The organism is Deltaproteobacteria bacterium (assembly GCA_019308925.1).
Classification (GTDB): domain Bacteria; phylum Desulfobacterota; class B13-G15; order B13-G15; family RBG-16-54-18; genus JAFDHG01.
This window is the reverse complement of the sequence record JAFDHG010000003.1, coordinates 53,272-75,470: the sequence shown is the minus strand read 5'-3', so window position 1 is coordinate 75,470 and position 22,199 is coordinate 53,272. Positions and strand designations below refer to the sequence as shown.

The 22,199-nt window shown below is 52.3% G+C and carries 20 protein-coding genes, 1 tRNA gene and 2 pseudogenes; 5 read left to right on the top strand and 18 right to left on the bottom strand.

The genetic code is table 11. The features are described from left to right. Positions 1–240 precede the first annotated feature (240 nt). Together JRI46_00940 and fabG are read right to left on the bottom strand one after the other, a co-directional pair. A complete protein-coding gene (locus JRI46_00940) occupies positions 241–417 on the bottom strand; it encodes a hypothetical protein (protein MBW2038155.1) in 177 nt (58 codons plus the stop codon). Positions 418–438: 21 nt separating this feature from the next. Further along, complete coding sequence (gene fabG, locus JRI46_00935) at positions 439–1,182, bottom strand: 3-oxoacyl-[acyl-carrier-protein] reductase (protein ID MBW2038154.1); 744 nt, start codon at positions 1,180–1,182, stop codon at positions 439–441. A gap of 371 nt (positions 1,183–1,553) precedes the next feature. Between fabG and secD the strand changes: the two genes are divergently transcribed. Genes secD through JRI46_00920 form a run of 3 tightly spaced genes read left to right on the top strand, consistent with a single transcriptional unit; the run spans position 1,554 to position 5,393 of the window. After that, the gene (gene secD, locus JRI46_00930; GenBank protein ID MBW2038153.1) at positions 1,554–3,149 is read left to right on the top strand and encodes a protein translocase subunit SecD; all 1,596 of its coding nucleotides are present in this window, start codon (positions 1,554–1,556) and stop codon (positions 3,147–3,149) included. Between the two features lie 15 nt (positions 3,150–3,164). Further along, entirely contained in the window at positions 3,165–4,088 is a 924-nt protein-coding gene (secF, locus tag JRI46_00925; protein ID MBW2038152.1) for a protein translocase subunit SecF, read from the top strand. A gap of 6 nt (positions 4,089–4,094) precedes the next feature. Continuing rightward, positions 4,095–5,393 (top strand): dihydroorotase, encoded by a 1,299-nt coding sequence (locus tag JRI46_00920; protein ID MBW2038151.1) that lies wholly within the window; start codon positions 4,095–4,097, stop codon positions 5,391–5,393. A 304-nt stretch (positions 5,394–5,697) separates the two neighbouring features. Here JRI46_00920 and JRI46_00915 read toward each other — a convergent pair whose 3' ends face one another. The 3 genes and pseudogenes from JRI46_00915 to JRI46_00905 form a co-directional block, all read right to left on the bottom strand. Beyond that, positions 5,698–9,942, bottom strand: a complete 4,245-nt coding sequence (locus tag JRI46_00915; protein MBW2038150.1) for a diguanylate cyclase — start codon at positions 9,940–9,942, stop codon at positions 5,698–5,700. A gap of 589 nt (positions 9,943–10,531) precedes the next feature. Continuing rightward, positions 10,532–11,580 (bottom strand): annotated as a pseudogene (gene selD, locus JRI46_00910) (selenide, water dikinase SelD). A gap of 303 nt (positions 11,581–11,883) precedes the next feature. After that, the gene (locus JRI46_00905) at positions 11,884–12,435 is read right to left on the bottom strand and encodes a hypothetical protein (GenBank protein ID MBW2038149.1); all 552 of its coding nucleotides are present in this window, start codon (positions 12,433–12,435) and stop codon (positions 11,884–11,886) included. A gap of 137 nt (positions 12,436–12,572) precedes the next feature. On the opposite strand from JRI46_00905, the gene JRI46_00900 reads away from it, so the two are divergent. Together JRI46_00900 and JRI46_00895 are read left to right on the top strand one after the other, a co-directional pair. Continuing rightward, a complete protein-coding gene (locus JRI46_00900; protein ID MBW2038148.1) occupies positions 12,573–13,259 on the top strand; it encodes an MBL fold metallo-hydrolase in 687 nt (228 codons plus the stop codon). A 120-nt stretch (positions 13,260–13,379) separates the two neighbouring features. Then, on the top strand, positions 13,380–14,072 hold the full coding sequence (locus JRI46_00895; protein MBW2038147.1) for a 16S rRNA (uracil(1498)-N(3))-methyltransferase: 693 nt from the start codon (positions 13,380–13,382) through the stop codon (positions 14,070–14,072). A gap of 257 nt (positions 14,073–14,329) precedes the next feature. On the opposite strand, the gene JRI46_00890 is transcribed toward JRI46_00895, so the two are convergent. The 13 genes and pseudogenes from JRI46_00890 to JRI46_00830 form a co-directional block, all read right to left on the bottom strand. Next, entirely contained in the window at positions 14,330–14,932 is a 603-nt protein-coding gene (locus JRI46_00890) for a nucleotidyltransferase family protein (GenBank protein ID MBW2038146.1), read from the bottom strand. 221 nt (positions 14,933–15,153) lie between these two features. Beyond that, positions 15,154–16,167 (bottom strand): Holliday junction branch migration DNA helicase RuvB, encoded by a 1,014-nt coding sequence (ruvB, locus tag JRI46_00885; GenBank protein ID MBW2038145.1) that lies wholly within the window; start codon positions 16,165–16,167, stop codon positions 15,154–15,156. A 5-nt stretch (positions 16,168–16,172) separates the two neighbouring features. Beyond that, complete coding sequence (ruvA, locus tag JRI46_00880) at positions 16,173–16,772, bottom strand: Holliday junction branch migration protein RuvA (protein ID MBW2038144.1); 600 nt, start codon at positions 16,770–16,772, stop codon at positions 16,173–16,175. Continuing rightward, positions 16,769–17,281: a crossover junction endodeoxyribonuclease RuvC gene (gene ruvC / locus JRI46_00875; GenBank protein MBW2038143.1), complete on the bottom strand. Its 513-nt coding sequence runs from the start codon at positions 17,279–17,281 to the stop codon at positions 16,769–16,771. Before ruvC ends, ruvA begins: the two co-directional genes overlap by 4 nt. Next, the gene (locus JRI46_00870; GenBank protein ID MBW2038142.1) at positions 17,278–18,033 is read right to left on the bottom strand and encodes a YebC/PmpR family DNA-binding transcriptional regulator; all 756 of its coding nucleotides are present in this window, start codon (positions 18,031–18,033) and stop codon (positions 17,278–17,280) included. Before JRI46_00870 ends, ruvC begins: the two co-directional genes overlap by 4 nt. A gap of 114 nt (positions 18,034–18,147) precedes the next feature. Continuing rightward, a tRNA-Val gene (locus JRI46_00865) sits at positions 18,148–18,222 on the bottom strand. A 798-nt stretch (positions 18,223–19,020) separates the two neighbouring features. Then, complete coding sequence (locus JRI46_00860; protein MBW2038141.1) at positions 19,021–19,245, bottom strand: CopG family transcriptional regulator; 225 nt, start codon at positions 19,243–19,245, stop codon at positions 19,021–19,023. After that, the gene (locus JRI46_00855; protein ID MBW2038140.1) at positions 19,235–19,498 is read right to left on the bottom strand and encodes a BrnT family toxin; all 264 of its coding nucleotides are present in this window, start codon (positions 19,496–19,498) and stop codon (positions 19,235–19,237) included. The genes JRI46_00860 and JRI46_00855 overlap by 11 nt, the downstream gene beginning before the upstream one ends. Positions 19,499–19,619: 121 nt before the next feature. Further along, positions 19,620–19,802 (bottom strand): DUF433 domain-containing protein, encoded by a 183-nt coding sequence (locus JRI46_00850; protein ID MBW2038139.1) that lies wholly within the window; start codon positions 19,800–19,802, stop codon positions 19,620–19,622. After that, positions 19,799–20,265: pseudogene (tnpA, locus tag JRI46_00845) on the bottom strand (IS200/IS605 family transposase). The gene JRI46_00850 and the pseudogene tnpA overlap by 4 nt, the downstream one beginning before the upstream one ends. 128 nt (positions 20,266–20,393) lie before the next feature. Further along, positions 20,394–21,149 carry a hypothetical protein gene (locus tag JRI46_00840; GenBank protein MBW2038138.1) on the bottom strand — a complete coding sequence of 252 codons (756 nt, stop codon included), beginning with the start codon at positions 21,147–21,149 and terminating at the stop codon, positions 20,394–20,396. A 5-nt stretch (positions 21,150–21,154) separates the two neighbouring features. After that, complete coding sequence (locus JRI46_00835) at positions 21,155–21,508, bottom strand: hypothetical protein (protein ID MBW2038137.1); 354 nt, start codon at positions 21,506–21,508, stop codon at positions 21,155–21,157. Beyond that, positions 21,508–22,119, bottom strand: coding sequence for a sugar transferase (locus tag JRI46_00830; GenBank protein ID MBW2038136.1), 612 nt, complete (start codon positions 22,117–22,119; stop codon positions 21,508–21,510). Before JRI46_00830 ends, JRI46_00835 begins: the two co-directional genes overlap by 1 nt. Positions 22,120–22,199: the final 80 nt, after the last annotated feature.

Here is a 22,199-nt window from a genome sequence, read left to right as displayed (position 1 = left end):
GCAGCAAGCTGCGGGGTATCTTATTATCCCCTCCCTTGATGGGAGGGGATAAAGGGGAGGGTGAGAAAAAGACACCTAGAATCACCCCCACCTACCCTCCCCCATCGAGGGGGAGGAAAAGATAAGGTAACCCTGTAGCAAGCTACAGGGAATAACCAAGTTTACCACCTACTAATTGTCAAAAAATAAGCCAAGATGATTACTCCTGCCAGCCATGGAAATCATTGTGGCCTTACTCCCCTACTTAAAAAGCCCCAGTTGGCACTGGATCACCTTGATCCCCAGCTTGTTGATGATTTCTCCCAGCTCCTTTTTAGAAATATTGCATTCTTCGGCGATCTGAAAACATACGGCACAGGGTATGCGTCCCTCCTTGGCTCGCTGCTTGATGGCTGCAATTACCTTTTCTTTTTCCATCTCTCCTCCTTAACATCGATCTCAGATCCCAATGCTGGCCCCCCCATCGATGAAGACCACCTGTCCGGTGATGTAATTCGCTTCATCGCTGGCCAGAAACAGGTGTAAGTCGGCTACCTCCCCTGACGTCCCCATCCTCTTGAGGGGGATCCTCTCCAGGGCGATCTCTTTGGTCTTTTCGGACATGGCGGCGGACATCGGGGTGTCAATAATTCCAGGGGCAATGCAGTTCACGTTGATGTTGGAGCGGGCATACTCCAGGGCCAGGGTGCGGGTTAAACCTATTATCCCCGCCTTGCTGGAGGAGTAATTGACCTGTCCCATATTTCCCCTGACCACCACCGAGGCGGTGTTGACGATCTTTCCATGCTTCTGCTTTCTCATGGGGCGATAGGCGGCCTGAGAACAGAGGAAGGTCCCCTTCAGGTTTACATCCACCACAAAGTCCCACTCTTCCTCCGACATCCTGGCGGACAAATTGTCCTTAGTGACCCCGGCGTTGTTGATGAGGATATCCAGGCGTTCGAACTCCTGGACCACTTGATCGATCATCCGGTTCACCTCATCCCTCTTCCTCACGTCCACCTGGCAAAATATTGCCCTCCCCCCCCTCCTTTTGATCTCGTCGGCCACCTCCTCGGCCCCCTGTGGGTTTACATCACCTATGGCGATAAGGGCCCCCTCCTCGGCGAACCTCCTGGCTACCGCCGCCCCAATGCCGCTGCCTCCTCCCGTGACCAAGGCCACCTTATCCTCCAATCTCATCTTCTACCTCCTATTACGTTGAAAAACGTTTACTTTAGATTGATAACATGAAAGTTCATTCAACCTCAAGGTCTTTGAAAGCTTTACTTCATGGGGCTTCGCCCCCTGAAACCCCCAAAAAAGGTATTTCCCTTTTCAGGGGGAGTTTGAGGGGGACTCCCCCTCAACTAAAGGTTTAAGTTAAAGAACGAGGTTATTTTCATCTCTCATGGGTGGCGGTAACCGCCATGGCGGTTTATTTGAGAGGATAATTGACTCTATGGCACAAATAGGGGCAAAAATCAAGGCTAAAGGATTTTTCCTCCTTGCATTTAACTCACCAATGGTGTATTAAACTGGGGACAAAAAGTCCTTTTCCGAGGTTCGCAGTAATGAAGGGTAATTTTCGGTGGCGTCTTTTGCTCATCCTATTTATCTTCGTCGGTGCATTGATCTACTTCTTCCCAACCTTGGCAGGGGAGATCCCCACCTGGTGGCCCAAGTTCTTCCCCCAGGATAAGATCCACCTCGGCCTTGACCTGCAGGGAGGAATGTATTTGGATCTCGAAGTGCAAACCAACAAGGCGGTGGAGAGCTCAGTGGAGACGATCAAAAACGACCTGAAGGGGCACCTCAAGAAGGAACGCATATTTTACACCTACCTCGATCGAGTACAGGAGGAAAAGATAGAGATAGTCCTCTTAAACCCAGAGGTGAAGGCAAAGTTCGACGACTACATCACCGATAGGTATCCCATCTTGAAGGAGACCGATGTTCAAAAGGAGGGAGACAGGATCAAGGTCCTTTTAGAGATGGATCCCAGGCAAAAGGAGTCCATCGAAAAGCTCGCCGTCGAACAGGCCCTAGAGACCATCCGCAACAGGGTGGATCAGAAAGGGGTTCGGGAGCCCGAGATTACCCGAGGGAAAGCGAACAGGATCCTGGTCCAACTACCAGGAGTTGAAGACCCAGAAGAAATAAAGGAATTAATTAAAAAAATGGCTTTCTTGGAGTTTAAATTGGTAGACGATGAGTACGATCTGCGCCGTGCCCTGGCCGGGGAGATACCCTTCGGAGATATCATCCTGTATCAAAGGGTGGAGGACCCCCAAACAGGGGCGGTGCGCAAGGTCCCCTTTTTGCTAAAGGAAAAAACCTTGATGACCGGGGATGCCCTGAAGGATGCCCGGGTCAGGATCGACAATTACAACATGCCCTATATCGGCCTCAGCTTTACCCGAACAGGGGCCAAGCTCTTTGACCAGATCACCGCGGCCAATGTGGGCAAAAGGTTGGCCATCATCCTCGATGGCAATGTCTACTCAGCCCCGGTCATCAAGCAGCGGATCAGCGGGGGGGAGGCGGTAATCGAGGGGAGTTTCAGCGATAAAGAGGCCAGAAACTTGGTTATTGCACTACGTTCTCAGCTACCTGCACCAGTTCAGATTCAAGAAGAGAGAACTGTAGGCCCTTCATTGGGACAAGACTCTATCAACAAGGGGATCAAATCCATCATCATCGGGGGGATCCTCGTGATCCTCTTTATGGGGGTCTACTATAGATGGGCAGGTGCGGTGGCCGATATGGCCCTGATCATGAACCTGGTCCTTATCCTGGGGGCCTTGGCCGCCCTTAGGGCCACCCTCACCCTGCCGGGTATCGCCGGCATGGTCTTGACGGTGGGGATGGCGGTGGATGCCAACGTCCTGATATTCGAGAGGATCAGGGAGGAAATGAGACTGGGAAAACCACCCCGGGCTGGCCTAGAGACTGGATATTCCAAGGCATTTTTGACCATCATGGACGCCAATGTCACCACCCTCATCGCCGCAGTGGTCCTGTACCAGTTTGGCACCGGACCCATCAAGGGGTTTGCCGTTACCCTGAGCATTGGGATCTTGGCCAGCCTCTTTACGGCCATTGTGGCGACGAGGTTCGTCTTCGACTATTTCCTGAGTAAGGTCAGGGTCAAACGCCTGAGCATCTAAGGGACTGGAAAAAAGATGGAGATCATAAGACCGGGTATAAAGATCGACTTCATGGGAAAGAGGAGATACGCCTTTCCCCTCTCGGGCATCTTGATCGTCATCGGCATCCTCTCTCTGATCATGCACGGCGGCCCCAATTATGGGATCGATTTTGCAGGCGGCACGCTAGCCCAAGTGAGGTTCTCTCAACCGGTAGATCTAGATGAGATAAGGGATGCCCTTAAAGACGTGGAATTAGGGAAATGTGTGATCCAGAGGTTTGGGGCCGAAGGGAAGGGAGAATACCTCATCCGCCTGGAGAGGGACTCTTCCGATCTGGCCGGGCTTTCCTCCCTTGTTAACGAGGCCCTGGCCAAGAAGTTTGGAGAGAAGGACTTTGAGATCAGGCGCACCGAGATGGTCGGCCCCAAAGTGGGCAAGGATCTGCGCAGCAAAGGAATTAAGGCCATCATCTTCTCCCTGATCGGGATACTGATCTATATTAGCTGGAGGTTTGAGTTCCGGTTCGCCGTGGGGGCAGTGGTGGCACTGGCCCATGATGTCATGATCACTGTAGGTATCCTCTCCCTCACCAATAAGGAGTTCTCACTTCCTGTCTTGGCAGCCTTGCTGACTATTGTCGGTTATTCTCTCAACGATACCATCGTGGTCTACGACCGCATCCGGGAAAATATGCGCCGGATGAGAAAAGAGACCCATGAAAATGTGGTCAACCTCAGCGTCAACGAGACCCTGAGTCGAACTATCTTGACCTCCGTCACTACCCTCATCGTCATCGTCATCCTCTTCCTCAGGGGAGGAGGTGTGATCCACGGCTTTGCCTTTGCCCTCCTTATAGGGATCATCGTCGGCACCTATTCCTCTATCTTCGTGGCCAGCCCCGTGGTGCTCTTTTGGGAGCAGAAGTTCCCCAAAAAGGGACAGAAGAGGAGAAGGTAAGAAAGATTGGAGAAGATGGCGCTACTGATCAGGGGGGGGAGGGTGGTAGATCCCCTCCTTGGCCTCGATGGATCCTTTGACATCCTCATCGAAGAAGGATGCATCAGCGGGGTCGCCCCAGGCATAGAGAAGGAGGGGGTGCCCATATTGGAGGCCCAGGGCAAGGTTGTTGTCCCGGGCCTTATCGATATGCATGTCCACCTTCGGGACTTCAGTGAGGCCCATAAGGAGACCATCGCCACGGGGACCATGGCGGCCGCCCTAGGGGGGTTTACTACGGTAATCTGCGAGCCCAACACCGACCCTCCTATGGACAACTGCCGGGTCCTGAAAAGGTGGTTCAGGATGGCTAAGAGGGATGGGTGTGTAAACCTCTACACCAAGGTCTGCATCACCAAGGGCCGAAGGGGTGAAAGGCTCACCAGGCTGAAGGCCCTTTTCCGCAGGCCATGGGTCGTCGCTGCCACCGATGATGGGGACCCGGTGGTGAGGGACAAGGTGATGGAAAGGGCCTTTTTAAAGGCACGGGAGTATGAACTCCTTCTCACTCCCCACTGTGAAGAATCTCCAGCCACGATTCAGGCCTTTAAAAGGAATAATCCCCTTTTCCCCTTGCCCAAGGAGATCGCACGCTACAGGAGGGAGCCCTATTATGTGGCCAGGGAGTTGGAGTTGGCCGAGAGGGTCAACAGGCGGGTGCACATATCCCATGTGAGCATGGAAGCCTCTCTTGATCTGGTCAGGAAGGCAAAGGGCAGGGGGCTGCAGGCCACCTGTGAGGCCACCCCCCATCACCTCACCTTATCGGAAGAGGAGGCTGCCAGATGCGGAACCGATGCCAAGGTCAACCCCCCTTTGCGGAAAAAGGAGGATGTCGAGGCCCTCAGACAGGGACTGAGGGATGGCACGGTGGATGTAATCGCTTCGGATCATGCACCTCACACACCCGAGGAAAAGGCAAGGGGATGGGATCAGGCCCCCTTAGGGGTCATCGGCCTGGAGACGACATTGGGGGTGGTCCTCACCGCCTTGGTCCATCCCGGGGTCATCACCTTGTCCGAGGCGATAGAACGAATGTCCACAAACCCCGCCAGGATATTGGGCCTTCCGGGTGGCTCATTGGCAGTGGGCACACCCGCCGATATCACCATCATCGACATGGACAAAGAGTGGGTGGTTGATCCACAATCCTTTTGCTCTAAAGGACGCAACACCCCCTTCAAGGATTGGCAATTGAAGGGCAAGGCCTACGCCACCATTGTAGGGGGCAAGGTGGTGATGGAGGGGGGAAAAGTATTTGTTTGACCCTTGTTTCGAGGCGTTTCATGGAAGCTGATATTTACCGCCCTTATCCTCCCAACACCTCCCCAGAGGTTTTTCTTCCACGGTCGATGCGGTCGAAATCGGCGTCGAAGCTCACAATGGTCAGGTCGTATTTTCAGCGGCGGCATACTGGTAAGCATCGTCAAAGTCGAGTCTAAATTCCCGCATCACACCGACTTCAGTCGTTAGACGTGCCTACATCACGAAAGCCTTTGGCAAATAAGCAAGTTACCACGTGCGATCGCTATTTGGTCAAGTACCCAATCAATCAGGCATTAATTGCTTTTTATGGAGGAGAGGCAGTCTTGTTGGTCACACGGGTGCGGGCTATCTCCCTAACCCGGGGATCTCTGTCATTTACCAAGCATGAGAGTAGTTCAACTACCCGTGAATGATAGATTTCCGCTAGGGCAGAGGCGGCAGTGGCACGGAGATCGGCATTGGGTCTTTTGCGGAAGAAAAACAAACCTCTTGGCGCCAACACCTCGGTCAGAGGTTCGATGCCTGCCGGGTCAGCGATCTGGCCGAGGGCCCGGCAGCAAGCGACGAGACGCTTCTGCTCTTTTGCGGACTTCAATACAGAAGCGAGTATCTTCACGGCCGCCCCTGACTTCAGCTTTCCCAAACATTCGATGGCATCCACCGCCAAACCAACATCTTGGCTGTTGACATAATCCAGGAGGAGTTTTATCACCTGATCGTTATTCATGCGTTCAGCAAGCTGAAAAGCGGCCTTACGCACCATGGGGTTCTCGTCAGCGAGGGCAAAGGCAAGCTCGGTTTTTAAATCGCTGGCCACTGTATCAATGATCTCAAGTATCCGCCTGCGTTCCTCTGCTGTGCCGTCCAGTACCAGCTCACGTTTTAGAAGTTCGGCAGCTTTTGGACCCATCTCCGCCAGCAGACTGGCAGCAATGTGCCTTACCCTGAAATCCTCTTCCTGTTTGATAATATCAATGAGCAACGGTACGGTTACCCTTCCTAGACTGCCGAGCAGTTGAGCCGCGTTTTTCTGACGAGCAGGTTCACCGGATTTTAAATCCGCCATTATCAGTTTCTGGGTTGATGGCTCTAACCGTTTATCGAGAACCTTCGCGAGCATCTGGGAATGCTTGTTTTTTTCTCCCTCCAGTTGTCGATGGCGTCTATGGAGGTGCAAGAGAATCTGGCTGGTCAGCGGATACTCGGCAAACTGAATGAGATTTGTAGACATACGAAGGAGAAGGTTGGCTATATTACTGAGTACGATGAGATCTTTTTCTCCTGAAAGGGCGTCGAGAAGCGGATCCGCTATGAGTTTTGCGAGGTGGTGTTGAAGCGATAGAGTTAGACCTTCCAGCAAACTGCGACAGATATCGATAGCCTTTTTGCGTGTCAAGGGTGTGCAATTATGAAATCCCTGGAAGAGCTGGTTGATAATCTGTTGTACCTGCTTCTCGTCGCCTTTGAGCAAAAGATCGCCCACCCGGTCCGGTACCACTTCGGGAAAGGAATCAAAGAGTTCACCCGTATCTGGCACTGGTATCCGTGTCTCCCAGATTGCTTCCGATGGCTCCTCCACAGGCTGGGCCTCGCCTGAGCCAACCGATATCGGTGACACCCGCGCCTCATAGAAAATCTGGTCAAACAAGATATGGGAGAGTCCCTGTTCCTTGGCAAAACGCCTCCAGAACTCGCTATCCAATCCAGCAGTGGGAAGTTGGCCGAGCGCTCCAATAAAGGTTTTCAGTTCCTGGGTGGAAACATACTCCAGAAATGTAAGGCTTGTAAGCATAATAGAGTCAAGGAATTTTAAGAAACTATCCGCTAACCACTCAAAACCAGAGGTATCCAACCTAACATTATTGGCCAACAAAGAATTGCCGACATGCACCAGAGTAAGCACTCTCCGTCTGTTTAGGAAGCTGCGCAAGGCCTCCATAAGCTGCTCGATGGCTGTGGAAACGATCTTGCTCTTTGTGGGGTAGAGCTTTATGCCTCTGGCGGAGATGAGTATGCACTGGACGATTTCGGAAATCTGAGTCAAATCCTCCTGATCAAACCTCTGTTCACCGGCGAGCACTTGCAAAGAAACTCCAGGAGTTTTCCGATCCATGGCTTGGTCATACGAGTCCACCATGACGGTGTAATACACCTGTTGTAATTCGATATGTTTCAGCCGCTTTTCTGTAGAGAAGCGTTGCCAAAAATTCCGGTCGATCATTTCGAGTTTGATTCGAGCAAAGGCCTCGAACAAATCCTTTAATTCGCGCTCGGACAGTCCTCTATGAAAAGCAATACCTTTTACCTCAACACTATTCAGGAATTTAATAAGGGACTCGGCAATTGATTTAAACTCGGTGATATCAATCCTTTGACTATTTACCATCAGCGCATGCCCTATCTGAAAAATCGTCAGGTGTTCGTTCTTATCCAGGATCTGGTCAATGGCTCCTTTCAATTGGCGATTGGCACTGGCAATGGCCTTGCTTCCCTGGGGGTAGAGCTTGAAGCTGCGAACTGCGATGAGGAGGTAGCGGATGACGGCAGGAATCTGGGCAAGGCTGGCAGGGTCAAGGGGAGTCCCAGGAGGAAGAACTTCACGTCGCCTCTCTCCCGTATAGGATATCGCCTCTGGAGCATCAAAAATCTTGCTATTATGCACGGCCTGGAGTTGTTCGTAGTTTCTTGCCTTCTCCTGGTTGGCCGAGCGCTTGAAGTGGTAGGCCAGAGTTGCAGCCGACGGCAGCAGGGCCTGTTGGTAGAGAGTTTCCTGGTAGTTACCAATCCGCTCATGCAGATCCTGCTTCTGACTCTTCTGAATGCCTCCGTAGGCAATTTCAAGGATGCGCTTGCTGAGAAAGCCAATCATCTCATCATTCAGTTGAAAGTTGGTGCTGATCAGTCCTTGGGTCACAGCCTGATCAACGAATTCAAGAACCTTGGCCTCCATTTTTTCAGAGCTTCCAGTGAGAACGCTCAAGGAAACGTCCTCACCGAATGTGGAGGCCTGTTGGAGCATTTGCCGGCTTTCTTCATTGAGTGCAGCGATCCTCTGGTTGACGATCTCTTCTAAGGATCTCGGAAGATAGCCTTCCTCCAAAGATTCAATTATCCATTGCTGACCCACCAGAGCAATTTTCTGATCCAAGACCAGCTTTCGCAGAATCTCAACGAGGAAAAGAGGGTTGCCCTGGCTGATCTGTGCTAGATCCTTCTCGAAATTTTCAGGCACGTCCACCTGAGGAAATATCCCTCGAAGGAGATTGGCAATGTCGTTGGTGGATAGCGGCGTAAGGGTTACCTTGCGGATATCCAGTTCTTGATGGTGGGCTGCGTAGAAACGCTCCAGGGGAGGCACCTGCTCTTCCCCTCCAAACTGTTTGCTATTAGAGGAAGTGCCGCAGATAAACAATGGAATGTCCCGGCGCAGTATCAGCTGACGAAGGAGAATCAACGTCGCCTCATCACTGAAGTGCAGATCATCGATGAGTAAAACAAGAGGGCGGAAGTTGGCTATTTTGGGAATAAAATGCAACAGGGTATTAAAGATACCCTTGCGTAACGCACTCTCATCCTCTTCTTGACGTACCTCTTCCGCCCCTCCCAGTTGGGGCAAAATGTGGGTAAGGTAGGCGATCTCCTTTAAGCTCAGGCTCTCAAAAATAGCGGCTCCCTTGTCTCGTCTTCGGTTAAGAAGGGCAACCAAAATGGTTGTTGTCAACGCATATGGACGAAACATCTCCTGTGGAATGCCGGTTACCTTGACTTGCCCAATTTTTTTGCTCTGGGTCAGATTGCAGCGAACTGTTTCCAGAAATGTGCTTTTGCCCATCCCGGCGGCGCCCTCAACAATCATGAACTGGCTCTGTCCCTTGCTGAACGTTTTGAGGGATTCGGCCACTTGTTCTAGTTGGGACCTGCGACCTGCGATCTTCTCCCTTTCCAGCTGGTGGAGGGCTGTTTTGTTAAACACGTCCTGGGGGGCAATTTCCCCTGCGTTGGCAAGTCGGTTACGACCCGTCTTTTTGGCGTAATAGAGGGCGATATCAGCCTTGTGGATTAAGGTCATACCATTTTGAGCATCCTCGGGTGCTGAGGAAATCCCTATGCTGAGGGTGATATGCAGGGCATCATCTACCCCATCCAGTCGCAGGGGGTCCTCGCGGAGCCTCTGGAGGAGGCGCTCACCCACTTGCAGGGCCTCCCGCTTATCCCCGCGTGGCAAGAGGATGAGAAATTCGTCACCAGCATAGCGAATCGGCAAATTCTCATCACCGGCCACCTCTTTAAGCAGACCAGCAACCCAAATCAGCGCTTGATCACCAACCTGATGGCCATACGTGTCGTTGATCTGCTTAAAATGATCCATATCCATCATGATTAATGACAGGGGATTGTCCTCTAGAGATTCCCAGGAAACCTTGTATTGAAAGTAGTTGTGCAGGAAACGGCGATTATAGATACCGGTAAGCTCGTCCTCAAAAATCAGTCGTGAGGGATCTTTGCCGATATATTGCAGAAAATGGAGGAGTTCGCCGTATTTCATCATGCCAGTCCAGCATTCCGGATGGCTATTCAGTTAATCTTAGCATATAGTTACGTCGCTTAGCAACCATGGTTTTTAACGCTGTTTGCGTATAGTATGCTCGCAACAAAGAGCGAGAATATCTTCCCTAAAGGGGAGTAACAAAACATGTTATGTGGTTCGACTCTACTATGCTGAATATTAGTCACTTCATGAAAGACAAGAAGTGACCGAAGATGATATTGAGTACCTTAGATTTACACAAACAGATTTTGATCTTGCTGTAGGCCGATTATAAACTAATATCGCGTGTCAGTTATTGTACATAACCTTATCAAGTCCTCCCTAGCTGATAGCATACTGGGCAAAGTTGGGAATAGTAAAAACTCGTTAATCATTATCAGCATGTTCGTGTGTTTCTCTTCAGGAATGAAATAACCCAAACCCTACCTTCGAGGGGGCTTCATATAGCCTAAAATTAGCCTAAAATGACCGGTTCTGCTGCGAAGAACGCCCTAATAATGAAGAGAATCTTGGGGATAGTAGATGAGTATGGACGCTTCTGTTCACTTTAGTGGAAATGAGAAAAAGAGAAGGAAATGAAACTGCGCGATCAGACAAGAAGCAGGCGGCCTTTGGGCTCGGCCACTACCTCGGCGATGATACTGGCCTCCTTCACCCCTGCCCCCTGCAGGGAGCGCATGAGGACCCCCGCATCTTCCCCCAGTACTGAGATAAGCAAACCCCCGGAGGTCTGTGCATCAAAGAGGATATCGAGTAGAGGGGGGGGATGTCCTTTGTCCCTTCAACCCTTGTGGTATAAAACTCCTTGTTGCGGTAGGTCCCGCCGGGGACAAGCCCCATGCGGGCGTACTCCTCTGCCCCGGGCATGACCGGGACGGCATCCACGGAGACCTTTATCCCGATCTCCCCCTCCCCCAGCATCTCACACAGATGGCCCAGTATGCCAAAGCCGGTGACGTCCGTGCAGGCATGGACCCGGAAGCCCCTCATCACCTCCGCTGCCTTGCGGTTGAGTGCCGCCATGATCTCCATCGCCCTCTGCACGACCTCTGGAGAGGCCATCCCCCCCTTCTGGGCCGTGTTGATGATCCCCGTCCCCAAAGGCTTGGTGAGGATGATCCGATCGCCAACCTCGGCACCCACATTGGTTAGAAACTCGTCAGGGCGGACCAAACCGGTCACCGCCAGCCCATATTTCAATTCCTGATCCTCGATGGAATGCCCTCCCACCAGGACCACCTCCGCCTCCCGCATCTTGTCCAGCCCCCCCTTAAGGATATCCCTAAGGATCTCCACTTCCATCTCCCTGATGGGGAAGGCCACCAGGTTCATAGCTGTGATGGGGGTCTCCCCCATGGCATAGACATCGCTCAAGGCGTTGGCCGCTGCTATCTGCCCGAACCCATAGGGGTCGTCCACGATGGGGGTGAAGAAGTCAACGGTCTGGACCAGGGCTAGGTCATCCCTCAACTTATAGACCCCGGCATCATCGACCTGCTCGATCCCCACCAAGAGGTTGGGGTGGCTTATAAGCGGCAACCCGCAGAGTGCTTGATCCAGGTCCCCCGGACCTAACTTGGAGGCTCAACCAGCCCCGCTAACCGTGGTCGTAAGCCTGAACTCCTTCCTGGAGGTCATCTTCCTCCCTTTGCAGATAGATACGCTGGGAACGAGACATGCCAGCAAAAATAGATATTATATTAAGAATTTCTTTAAACCAAATAGAAAAATCCTATAATAATAGGGGCAACTTGGGGTGCAGATCTATGGATGGACCGTATAAGTGAAGCCCCGCCCACAGGGCGGGGCTTCGCTTTACTTTGAGGGACAAAGTCCCTCAAACTCCCTTAAAATAGGAATTTCTAAATTGGGGAGGCCTTTGAGGGTATCCCCCCAACCTACATTTCGCGGCCTATCTTTCTATCAAAATTTCTCCATCCCTCAAAAATCCCGCGGCTTGGCCAGGATCTCCCGTACCTTTATCTGGAAGAAGTTGTTGGAGGAGTCGGCCCGGATGACGGCGACGGTGTCTGCCCCTTGGCCCGTCCCAGCCACGGCGACCACGTCCTCGCAGGGAATCAGGCCGGCATCAGCGGCCATGGCGACGATCTCCACGCAGACCTTCATCCCCTGTCCGAGTATCCTCAGGGTGTTGGCCACCAGATCCTGCTGAGAGTAGGACTGCAGCGAGCGGATGGCTGTTCCCAGATTCCTCAAGACCATAGTCCCTGTATAAACCTTTCCACCCAATTCCTCGATCTGGGCCCTCTTGACCTTCTCAAATTCCTGCTTTCCCTCTTGGGAGAAACCGGTGTTGTGGGTGATCACGACAAGCGTAATCCCCGTCCCCTGCAGGAGCTTTGCCGCCTGCAGGCCAGTATCCCCCCTGGTGGAGGCCACCACTATATGCCGGATACCCCTCTCCTTGGCTCCCTCCAGGGCGATCCGGAGGGTCTCCTCAGTATTCTGCGCCCCTGCCCGCTCAAAATACATCTCTTTACCTCCTGAGCATAGCTAGAAACTCATATATCACCTTCGTCCCCCGATTGCAACCATCTTCCTGAAAGCTCCCACCCCAATTGCCAAGAGGTGGCAAAAGTGTTAACATCCCTACAGAAGGAGGGGCAGAGATGGGACCAGCAGAGGTAATCACAGACATCTACCTGGTGGGGAGTGCCGATATCACCGATCCCAAGGACTGCTGCGTCTATCTCTTGGATCTGGGGGAGTTGGTCCTGATCGATGCCGGGGCAGGAACGAGCTTTGACGAAATCGTCCACAACATCGAGGGTCTCGGTCTCGACCCTGAAAGGATAGCAACGGTGATCCTCACCCACTGTCACATCGACCATATCGGGGGTGCTCCACAGTTTCGGGAGCGGTTCGGCACCCGAATCATCATGCACCATCTCGATGCCGAGGTGGTGGAACGAGGGGACGACAGGATGACAGCGGCCTCTTGGTACAACATCCATTTTCCGCCGATGCCAGTGGATGTCAAATTGACAAAGGATGAGGAACGCCTTCGCTTCGGCGACCAGGAGATGGTCTGCCTCCACACCCCTGGCCACACCCCAGGTTCCCTCTCAATCTATCTAGACCGGGGGGAAAAGAGGGTGCTGTTCGGGCAGGACATCCATGGCCCCTTCTATCAAGAATTCGGCTCCGACCTGGCGGCCTGGCGCAGGTCGATGGAGAGGCTCCTGGCCCTGGAGGCGGACATCCTCTGTGAGGGTCACTTCGGGGTCTACCAGCCCAAGGATAGGGTAGCAGCGTACATAAGGCACTATCTGGAGGTATATGGGGAAGGGAGATGACCTGGATTATCTCCAAATCAGCTACTGGACACCAAGGGTTTAGGGATTTACCTGCACGAGGATAAAGAAGCCCCCTTGAAGCTCCAGCAGATCGTCTTACCAGCTAAGCTAAGAGAAGGGATGGAGATATCTCTGGAAGGTGACCCCTTCTCTGCTCTTCTGTTTCGGGAGCCTTACAAGGGGGAGATCATTACCCTCAAGGATGCCTCAGGCAAGGAGTTCAGGGGAAGGATAGTGGAGCTTCAGCAGGGTCGCGCAAGCGTATATATATTTGAGAAGTTGAGGGAGCCCACAGACCCCCCTTTCAGTGTCTTTTTGTTTCAGGCCCTACCGGACAAGGAGCGGATAGAGCTCATCATCCAAAAGGGGACCGAGTTGGGGGTTAAGGTCATAGTCCCCTTTAAATCAAGGCACTCCATATCCCTGGAGGAGAGGGAAGCAAGTCAGCCCAAGGCCCACCGCTGGCAACACATCGCCATAAAGGCCACAAAACAGTGCCGGAGGGCCTCTGTACCCTATGTAGCCCCTTATTGCTCCTTCGAGGAAGCCCTGGAGATAGCCCGCCCCTTGGAGCTCAAGATCCTTTTATTGGAAAAAGAGAGGGAAAGGTTTTCATCTTCTCTTCGGTCTTTGCCTCTTCCAAAAAGCATAGCCCTGATGGTCGGATCTGAAGGGGGATGGGATGATGAAGAGGTAAAACGGGCGAAGGCGGTGGGCTTTGCAACCGTTGGCCTCGGGGGGAAGATCCTGCGGACGGAAACAGCGGCCATCGCCGCCTGCGCTATCCTCCAGTATGAGTGGGGTGGGCTTTGATGAGCTCAAGAAAAAGCTCCTTTGCCTCCCCTACCCTCCTATATTAAGGAAAAACCTTATCGAGGGTTCCAGGGCCGATGCATCGGCCCTAAAGTAAGGTTGAAAAAACATAAAGGCTGAAATGGTTTGCATGCTCACATTTACCGAAAATAATTTTCACGGCAATTTCCCATGACGGGTTCATCAACCACGAACCATGAAAATTCAATTTACCCCCTCCCACCAGGGGAGGGGAAAGATTCGAGTAAGGTTATTTTCTATGTAAACTCTTTATACTCCTCCCAATCATCAATATCCAACACCACCCCTGATGAGAATACCTCCACCTCCAGGACATCCTCTGGGTGACTTTTCACGATCTCCCTGCCGCCTACATCCCCCCGCAGCCCAAAGAGCTCCCCCTCATACCTCTCCCTGTCCAAGATCACCGGGTGCCCCCTCCGGCCCTGATATACTGGCAGCACGATCCCCTTGCTACCCTCGGCAAACCTCTCAATGAGGAGGTCTACCACCTCCGGGGGGATGAAGGGTTGATCGGCCAGGGCGATAAGGACCCCCTTGCTTTGGGGGTCTATGACCCTCAGCCCATAGTGCATGGAGGTACTCATCCCCCCCAGAAAGGAGGGATTTATCACTACCTTGACCCGTTCCTTACCTTTCAGTAAGGGGAGGATCCGCTCGGCCGCAAAACCCAGGACCACGATGATCTCATCGACCTGGGAGGCCTGGAGATTATCCAGCGATGCCTCCACCATGCTCTTCTCCCCCAGGGGGAGGAGCTGTTTGATCCCCCTCATCCTCTCCCCCTCCCCCGCTGCCAGCAGGAGGGCGGATATATAGATTGAGGGTACCTTTGACATTTTTAAATTCTGATTCCTCGCCAAGAAGATTCTAAAAGGGGCCCGAGAATTCATCTCATAGGGTTCCAGAGGCCAAGGGGTCGAGTGAAATACACTATAACCGCTCGGCTGTCTTCGACCCTGAGACTTCGGCGTGAGCTCAGTCGAACGCTCAGACCGAAGGGAGCTCGCCGCAAGCCCTAGAATCCTGGAATCCTAGAACCCTTTATGGAATGTGGTCATCAAAAGAGCCCCTCTTGCATGCCACCCTGGGGCTGCAACCCGAGGTATTCATAGGCGAGTTTAGTAGCTACCCTCCCCCGGGCAGTGCGATTGATATACCCCTTCTGAATGAGAAAGGGCTCATACACGTCCTCAATGGTATCCTTCTCCTCACTGATGGCCGTGGAGAGGGTATCTACACCCACTGGGCCCCCGCTGAACTTCTCAATGATGGTTCGCAGGATCTTGCGGTCCATGTTATCGAGGCCCAACTGGTCGATCTCCATCTGGGCGAGGGACCTTTGGGCCACCTCCCTAGTGATGGAACCGTCCTCCCTGACCTGGGCGTAGTCCCGTACCCTGCGCAAAAGACGAATGGCCACCCTGGGGGTACCCCGGGAGCGGGAGGCGATCTCCCAGGCCCCCTCTCCATCTATGCTCACCCCGAGGATACGTGCAGATCTCTCAACGATAACAGCCAACTCCTCCGGCGAATAGTAGTCTACCCTGAAGACCACTCCAAACCTGTCCCTCAGGGGAGAGGTGAGGAGCCCTGCCCTGGTGGTGGCCCCCACCAGGGTAAAGGGAGGGATATCCAGCTTGATGGCCCGGGCACTGGGGCCCTGGCCAATGACGATGTCGAACTCGAAGTCCTCCAGCACCGGGTAGAGGGCCTCCTCCACTACCCGATTGAGGCGGTGGACCTCATCTATGAACAGCACGTCCCTCTCCTGCAGATTGGTGAGGATGGCCGCCAGATCCCCTGTGCGCTCTATGGCTGGGCCGGAGGTGGCCTTGATCCCCACCCCTAGCTCATGGGCGATGATGTGGGCCAAGGTGGTCTTGCCCAGACCAGGAGGGCCGTGAAAGAGGACATGGTCGAGGGCCTCCCCCCGTTCACCGGCGGCATCGACAAAGACCCTCAGGTTCTCCTTGACTCGCTCCTGGCCCACGTATTCCGCGAAGGATAGAGGGCGCACCCCCTGCTCAAAGCGGATTTCCTCTTCTGAGACAATAGGCTTATCTTTCACTATCTACCTCAATGCCTGACCAGGAGCCGCAAGGACTCCTTCAGGAGATCCTCTAAAGAGAGATCGTCCCCCTTCTCCCGTAACACATCCCTTAAGGCCTCCTCAGCTATTCCTCTTGTATAACCCAGGTTGACCAGGGCGGAAAGGGCATCCTTGACCATCCCCCCCTCTTTACCTTGAATGCCACTGACCACCGCCGTTGCAGAGGCGACTACCTTGTCTTTTAACTCCACAAGCATCCTCTCGGCGGTCTTTCTCCCCACACCGGGGATGCGGGTCAAACTGGGCAGGTCCTCATCCTTCAAGGCCCTCTCCAGGTCCTGAGCAGAAATACCGGACAGCACGTTGATGGCCAACCTCGGCCCCACACCCGAGACCCCGATCAATAGGCAAAAGAGCTCTTTCTCTTTTGGGGTCAAAAAGCCGTACAGGTGGAGGGTATCCTCTCGTACATATGTGTGGACCTGCAAGAGGACATCCCCTCCTATCCCCGGGAGCTCATAGAAGGTGGAAAGAGGGACCTTGACGCCATATCCTACCCCATTGACATCGATGATGATCTCCTCGGGAGATTTATAGACCAATTGGCCACGGATTTGAGATATCATCTTCTGGGGGCTTGGCGGGGGAGGAGGTGTCGCTGATATCTCCCCTTTAGTTCGGCGGTGTGGATGTGGCAGATGGCCACGGCCAGGGCATCGGAGGCGTCCAAGGAAAGGGGCCGATCGAGCCCCAGGAGGCGTTTTACCATCTCCCTTACCTGGACCTTGGTGGCCCTCCCGTAACCGGCGACGGCGGACTTGACCTCCATGGGGGTATAAGCAAAGGAGGCAAGAGAGCAATGGGTTGTTGCCAGCAAGATGACCCCCTGTACCTGCCCCAATTTCAGGGTGCTCAGCACATTTTTCGCAAAAAAGGGGCTCTCCATGGCCACCACCTCAGGGGAGTATTTGCGGATCACCTCTGTTAATCCATCATAGATCCCCTTCAGCCTCTCCGGCAGCTCTCCCTGGGGGGAGAGGATCCCATTGCCGATGTGACCCAGTTCTCCCTTATCCTCTTCTACCACCCCATAACCCATGACCTGTGTGCCGGGGTCTATCCCCAATACCCTCATCGACTCAACTGTTCCATCACGTTCTCAGGGATGTCGAAGTTCGCGTAGACCTTTTGGACATCGTCATGATCCTCCAACATCTCCATGAGGCGCAGCACCTGCTCCGCATTCCTTCCCTCTAACCTTATCGTGCTTTGGGGGTGCATAGTGATCTCTGCCAGCAGGCACTCAATCCCCGCCTGCTCCAGGGCCCCTTTTACAGCCTCACAGTCCTGCGGAGCAGTGATCACCTCATACTCCTTTTCTCCCTCCTCCTTTACATCCTCTGCTCCTGCCTCCAGGACCACTTCTATCAACCTGTCTTCGTCCACATCGTCCCTTTCCACCACGATGTACCCCTTCTTTTGAAACATCCAAGAGACACACCCCGCTTCCCCCAAATTTGCGTTACACTTAGAGAAGATATATCTAATCTCCGCAGTGGTCCTATTCTTGTTGTCCGTCATAGCCTCGATGAGAACTGCCACCCCACCAGGGCCATAACCCTCATAGATTAAATCCTCATAGGCTGCTCCCTCACCAAGCTCTCCTGCCCCCTTTTTTATGGCCCTCTCGATGTTGTCCCTGGGCATGTTCTCCAACTTGGCGGCGGCAATGGCCGCCCTCAGCCTGGGGTTCCCCTCCGGGTCACCTCCTCCCAATCGGGCAGCCACCGTGATCTCCCTGATCAGCTTGCTGAAGATCTTCCCCCTCTTGGCATCCTGGACCCCCTTTTTCCTCTTAATCTGCGACCACTTAGAGTGACCTGACATTGCGCTTTCCCCTGCCTAAAATAAAAACCGCAGGGAGGAGAAAGGGCCTTCTTTCCCTTTGTGGTCTGACCACCGATTTCCTCCCGTTCCCTGCGGTCTTGACAAGATCAAACTTGGTAGGCGGTACTGGATTTGAACCAGTGACTTCTACCGTGTGAAGGTAGCACTCTCCCACTGAGTTAACCGCCCATGACTATTACAAAACTGTAAACGAAAACGGGCATCGGTGTCAAGGGGAAATAGCCAGAAAGTTTCCCCAAAAAAAGCACCATCTGAGCTCGCAATTTGGCACATACCTGTGCTATATTCATAACGGCCTCCTGTGGTATGTTGCGGATTTTACTGATAAATCCACACCCTGCATCATACCAAAAGGAGGCTATTTTTTGAGAAAAAAGTTTCCCCATTTTTTCATCAAGAACATACCTTTCCACATGCAATCCTTCCTAAGCTATTAATATCAATAGCCTATTTCAATTTGATAGAGGATTTTTGGGGAAAGTCCTGAAAAGTATGGGTAAATATATGGGTAGTTGATGAAAACGACTCGTGATGTTAAGGAAGGTTAAAGGGGACAAAAGGTAAGGGGGGGAGTTCTATGTTTCAAGATTGCTAACAAATATAACCACCCTCTGCTCATACAAAACTGCAAACGAAAACGGGCTTCAGGGTCAAGCGAAAATCCCCCGAGCGCCTTTGGGATTAAATGAGAAGCATTGCAAGAAGTCAGATTCAGCGCGGTAGGTCAACATACCAATTTCGCCGGACTCATCAATGTATAAGAATACAACGCCTCACCAAGACATTCAATGCCACAATGAACCTCGCAGCAAGCTGCGGGGTATCTTATTATCCCCTCCCTTGATGGGAGGGGATAAAGGGGAGGGTGAGAAAAAGACACCTAGAATCACCCCCACCTACCCTCCCCCATCGAGGGGGAAGAAAAGATAAGATAACCCTGTAGCAAGCTACAGGGAATAACCAAGTTCAAGATGCCTTTTCAAGTCGCTCAGCGACCCAGACTTTGATAATGGATTGTCGGGGCACACCTAACCGTCTTGCTTCTTTATCCAATAAGTTAATCATCCACATCGGAAAATCTACATTTACTCTTTTCTGCTCCTGCTCCGGTCTCCTCGCTTTTGACATATCAAGGTGTTTGGAAATGTCCTTGCCTTCATCAAATTCCTTATCAAATTCCTTAGCTTTCATATATGTCTACCTCCTCTTTCCTAGATCGCCGCACCGAAATGATTCTTATCTTTTCACCCCGATACGTAATAACTCCTGACCAATGTTTTCCTGAAATCTTTCCGATTACCAAAAATCTTGGTTCATCGCTTGTTTTTACCGGAATTTCAATTAAATCAGGATCGTCCCAGAGTGCCTGCGCTTCGAAAAAGTCGATCCCATGCTTTTCCTTATTACCATGGCTTTTCTTTGCGTCGAATTCAAACTCCACGATATAATTATTATACCTAAAATATACCTTTAGTCAACCAAATATTCTCATTGAAATCGGGAAATGCTGAACGTGAAATACCCCCTAGTCAGATGACGGGACAGGTTCTCATCCAGCTTCAGCTTCATGCAGGCACTGCGGTTTTCCAGATACTTTCGTGGGACAGCTCTGCCGCATAGGCCAGAGCGGCGTGTATATCCTCTCTGGTAAGCTGAGGGTAGTGATCAATGAATAACCCTGCGGCAAGCCGCAGGGTATCAATCAAATAATTTAATGAATAACCCTGCGGCAAGCCGCAGGGTATCAATCAAATAATTTCAGTTGCCTCAATTCCTCTCTTGGTTTGCCTTGTCTTTTTATGTATCTCTCCACTGTCCCCCAGTCTGCCCTCTCCTCTACAGTCGCAACATAATATCCATCTGTCCAAAACTCTCCTCCCCATAATTCCTTCTTTATCGTCGGTTCCCTCCTGAAAATCTCCCTCGCTGTTATGCCCTTGAATATCCTTACTATCTCACCAGGAGCTAGCTTTGGATGTGCACTGCAAAGTATATGAATATGGTCTCTATCCATCCCCAAGGCTTCAAACTCTATTGCATACCTCTCTTGCTCTCTTGTATTCCCCGTGCTGTCTCTTTTATTATCTCCACCACATCCTCTTCCAACAATGCCCTCCTATACTTCACCGGAAACACTACGTGATAATGTATCTGCCATGCCCAACGATACCCTTTCTTTACCTCACCCCTTTTTTCTTCCTCCTTAACCACATGGCAAGACTACTACCTAAGGTAACCCTGTGGCAAGCCACAGGGAATTATCAAGTTTAACTCAAAACCAATAACCCAAAACCAATAACTATCTACCCGTTACGTATCACCCCTTACGCTTTACGCCTTTACATGCCCTTTGTCATAGCTTTTAATATCGTGAAGGAAAAGCGAGGGTGTTTCAGGAGAAGAGGAATGAGATGAGAGGATATTTCATCGCGGGAAAAGCGGCCGGGAAAAGACCCCTTCCCGTCAACAGAGGATAAGACCTTCCCGTAATCCCCATCATCCAGAGGGTTCAAAAACCTCCGAATTAAAGAATGGACCCTGAGTTCCCTTCTCAGAGGGGAAAGCTCCTGCCAATAAGAGGTCCCTTTATTGATCACCCTGACACAGGCCTCTGCCCCTCGAAGGCCTGCAACCGTCCCCCCCACGGTGGTGGCCTTCACCTGCCCTGCAGCATCGCCCACAAAGAAGATATGTAGTCCTCCCCTTTTTAGCTCCGGTCTAAAATCGGGCATGTACAGGGACGTATACCCCTCCTGGTACTCAAGCGGCTCACACTCCATCTGGTGGATAAACCCATCCAGGGCCTGCCTAACCCCATCCCCATTATCCATGATGACCCCTACAATGCCGGTGTGCGGGGAATCAGGGAAAAGCCAGAAGAAATAGGGCGTTATCTCCCTCTTAAACAAGATCCGGGCAAGGTTTGGGGGATGATCTTGAGGAAGGGTGATCTTTGCCTGAAGCAGCGAGACCGTGGGCAGTCGATGACCCAGGGTCTTCCCCACTGAACCCTCTGCCCCATCGGCACTGATGAGGATAGAAGGGCAGACCTCCTCCTGTTGTCCTGTCGATGCGTGGCGCAGCCTGACCCTCACCTCATTTACTTCCTCGCTGAGGCCGGAAAAGACCCATCCCCCCTTAATTCCACCCCGCTTTTTTGCGCCTTTGTTGCAAGCCACTGGATGAGGTCTCTGCGCTCTAGGATCAGATCAGGGCTTTTGAGCTGAATATGACCTCGGTACCCATCAGCGATGAACTCGAAGGCATCTATCTGATGGAGGATCAAATCCTCAGGGAGGGATAGGAACTGAAAGAGCAAAGAGGTCACGATAAGCCTTCGGGCATAGGGCTGAAAGGCAGGCTCCTTTTCATAGAGCTGTACCGGATGACCCTCCTGTGCCAGGCGCCATGCAGCAAAAATCCCGCTACTCGAAGCACCAATAACAGCGATCATCACCTTCCCCTCATCGTGAGCAAGTGCCAAAAGGCCCTAAGAAAAATCAATGCATCAAACCAGAAGGACCGGTGCTTTACGTAGTATAGGTCATATTCGTGCCTCACCTTGGCATCCTCAAAGCTGCACATATAACCGCGATTAACCATGGCCCAGCCTACCAACCCTGGTTTTGCGATGTAACGCAGGTGGTAAAGGGGGAGCTCCTTCTCAAGCCTTTTTACAACATTGAGACGTTCTGGCCTGGGACCCACGATGCTCATCTCGCCCTTGAGGATCCTCCAGTACTGGGGGACCTCGTCAAGCCTTGTTTTGCGCAACCAGCGGCCTACCCGGGTCACCCTGGGATCAGTGTGATTTGACCAGAAGTCTTCTTCTTTTTCAGCATCCGCTACCATGGTGCGCAGTTTCCTGATAACAAAGGTCTTGCCTCCCCTGCCTACCCGTGTCTGTCGATAGAAGATGGGTCCTGGGGAATCGAGTTTTATGGCCAGGGCAATAAAAGGGGAAAGGAGCCCAAACCCCACAAGCCCCAGGGCAGCCCCTGTGATATCACAGAGCCTCTTGGCCACGGGATATATCCCGCGCTCCTGCGCGCCATCATCGCTCACCTATAAAATCCACAGGGATACGCCCTGTCAGACCCTCGTAAATAAGGGGAAAGGGGGTAATTGCCACCCTTTGCTCCCTG

What these genes read in the sequence shown, in the direction of transcription:
- ruvC (MBW2038143.1), bottom strand. Translation starts at nt 17,281, where the DNA reads ATGAGGGTATTGGGGATAGACCCCGGCACACAGGTCATGGGTTATGGG.
- JRI46_00915 (MBW2038150.1), bottom strand. Translation starts at nt 9,942, where the DNA reads ATGATGAAATACGGCGAACTCCTCCATTTTCTGCAATATATCGGCAAA.
- JRI46_00940 (MBW2038155.1), bottom strand. Translation starts at nt 417, where the DNA reads ATGGAAAAAGAAAAGGTAATTGCAGCCATCAAGCAGCGAGCCAAGGAG.
- JRI46_00890 (MBW2038146.1), bottom strand. Translation starts at nt 14,932, where the DNA reads ATGTCAAAGGTACCCTCAATCTATATATCCGCCCTCCTGCTGGCAGCG.
- JRI46_00870 (MBW2038142.1), bottom strand. Translation starts at nt 18,033, where the DNA reads ATGTCAGGTCACTCTAAGTGGTCGCAGATTAAGAGGAAAAAGGGGGTC.
- JRI46_00835 (MBW2038137.1), bottom strand. Translation starts at nt 21,508, where the DNA reads ATGATCGCTGTTATTGGTGCTTCGAGTAGCGGGATTTTTGCTGCATGG.
- JRI46_00900 (MBW2038148.1), top strand. Translation starts at nt 12,573, where the DNA reads ATGGGACCAGCAGAGGTAATCACAGACATCTACCTGGTGGGGAGTGCC.
- ruvA (MBW2038144.1), bottom strand. Translation starts at nt 16,772, where the DNA reads ATGATATCTCAAATCCGTGGCCAATTGGTCTATAAATCTCCCGAGGAG.
- fabG (MBW2038154.1), bottom strand. Translation starts at nt 1,182, where the DNA reads ATGAGATTGGAGGATAAGGTGGCCTTGGTCACGGGAGGAGGCAGCGGC.
- secF (MBW2038152.1), top strand. Translation starts at nt 3,165, where the DNA reads ATGGAGATCATAAGACCGGGTATAAAGATCGACTTCATGGGAAAGAGG.
- JRI46_00860 (MBW2038141.1), bottom strand. Translation starts at nt 19,245, where the DNA reads ATGAAAGCTAAGGAATTTGATAAGGAATTTGATGAAGGCAAGGACATT.
- secD (MBW2038153.1), top strand. Translation starts at nt 1,554, where the DNA reads ATGAAGGGTAATTTTCGGTGGCGTCTTTTGCTCATCCTATTTATCTTC.
- JRI46_00895 (MBW2038147.1), top strand. Translation starts at nt 13,380, where the DNA reads ATGGAGATATCTCTGGAAGGTGACCCCTTCTCTGCTCTTCTGTTTCGG.
- JRI46_00905 (MBW2038149.1), bottom strand. Translation starts at nt 12,435, where the DNA reads ATGTATTTTGAGCGGGCAGGGGCGCAGAATACTGAGGAGACCCTCCGG.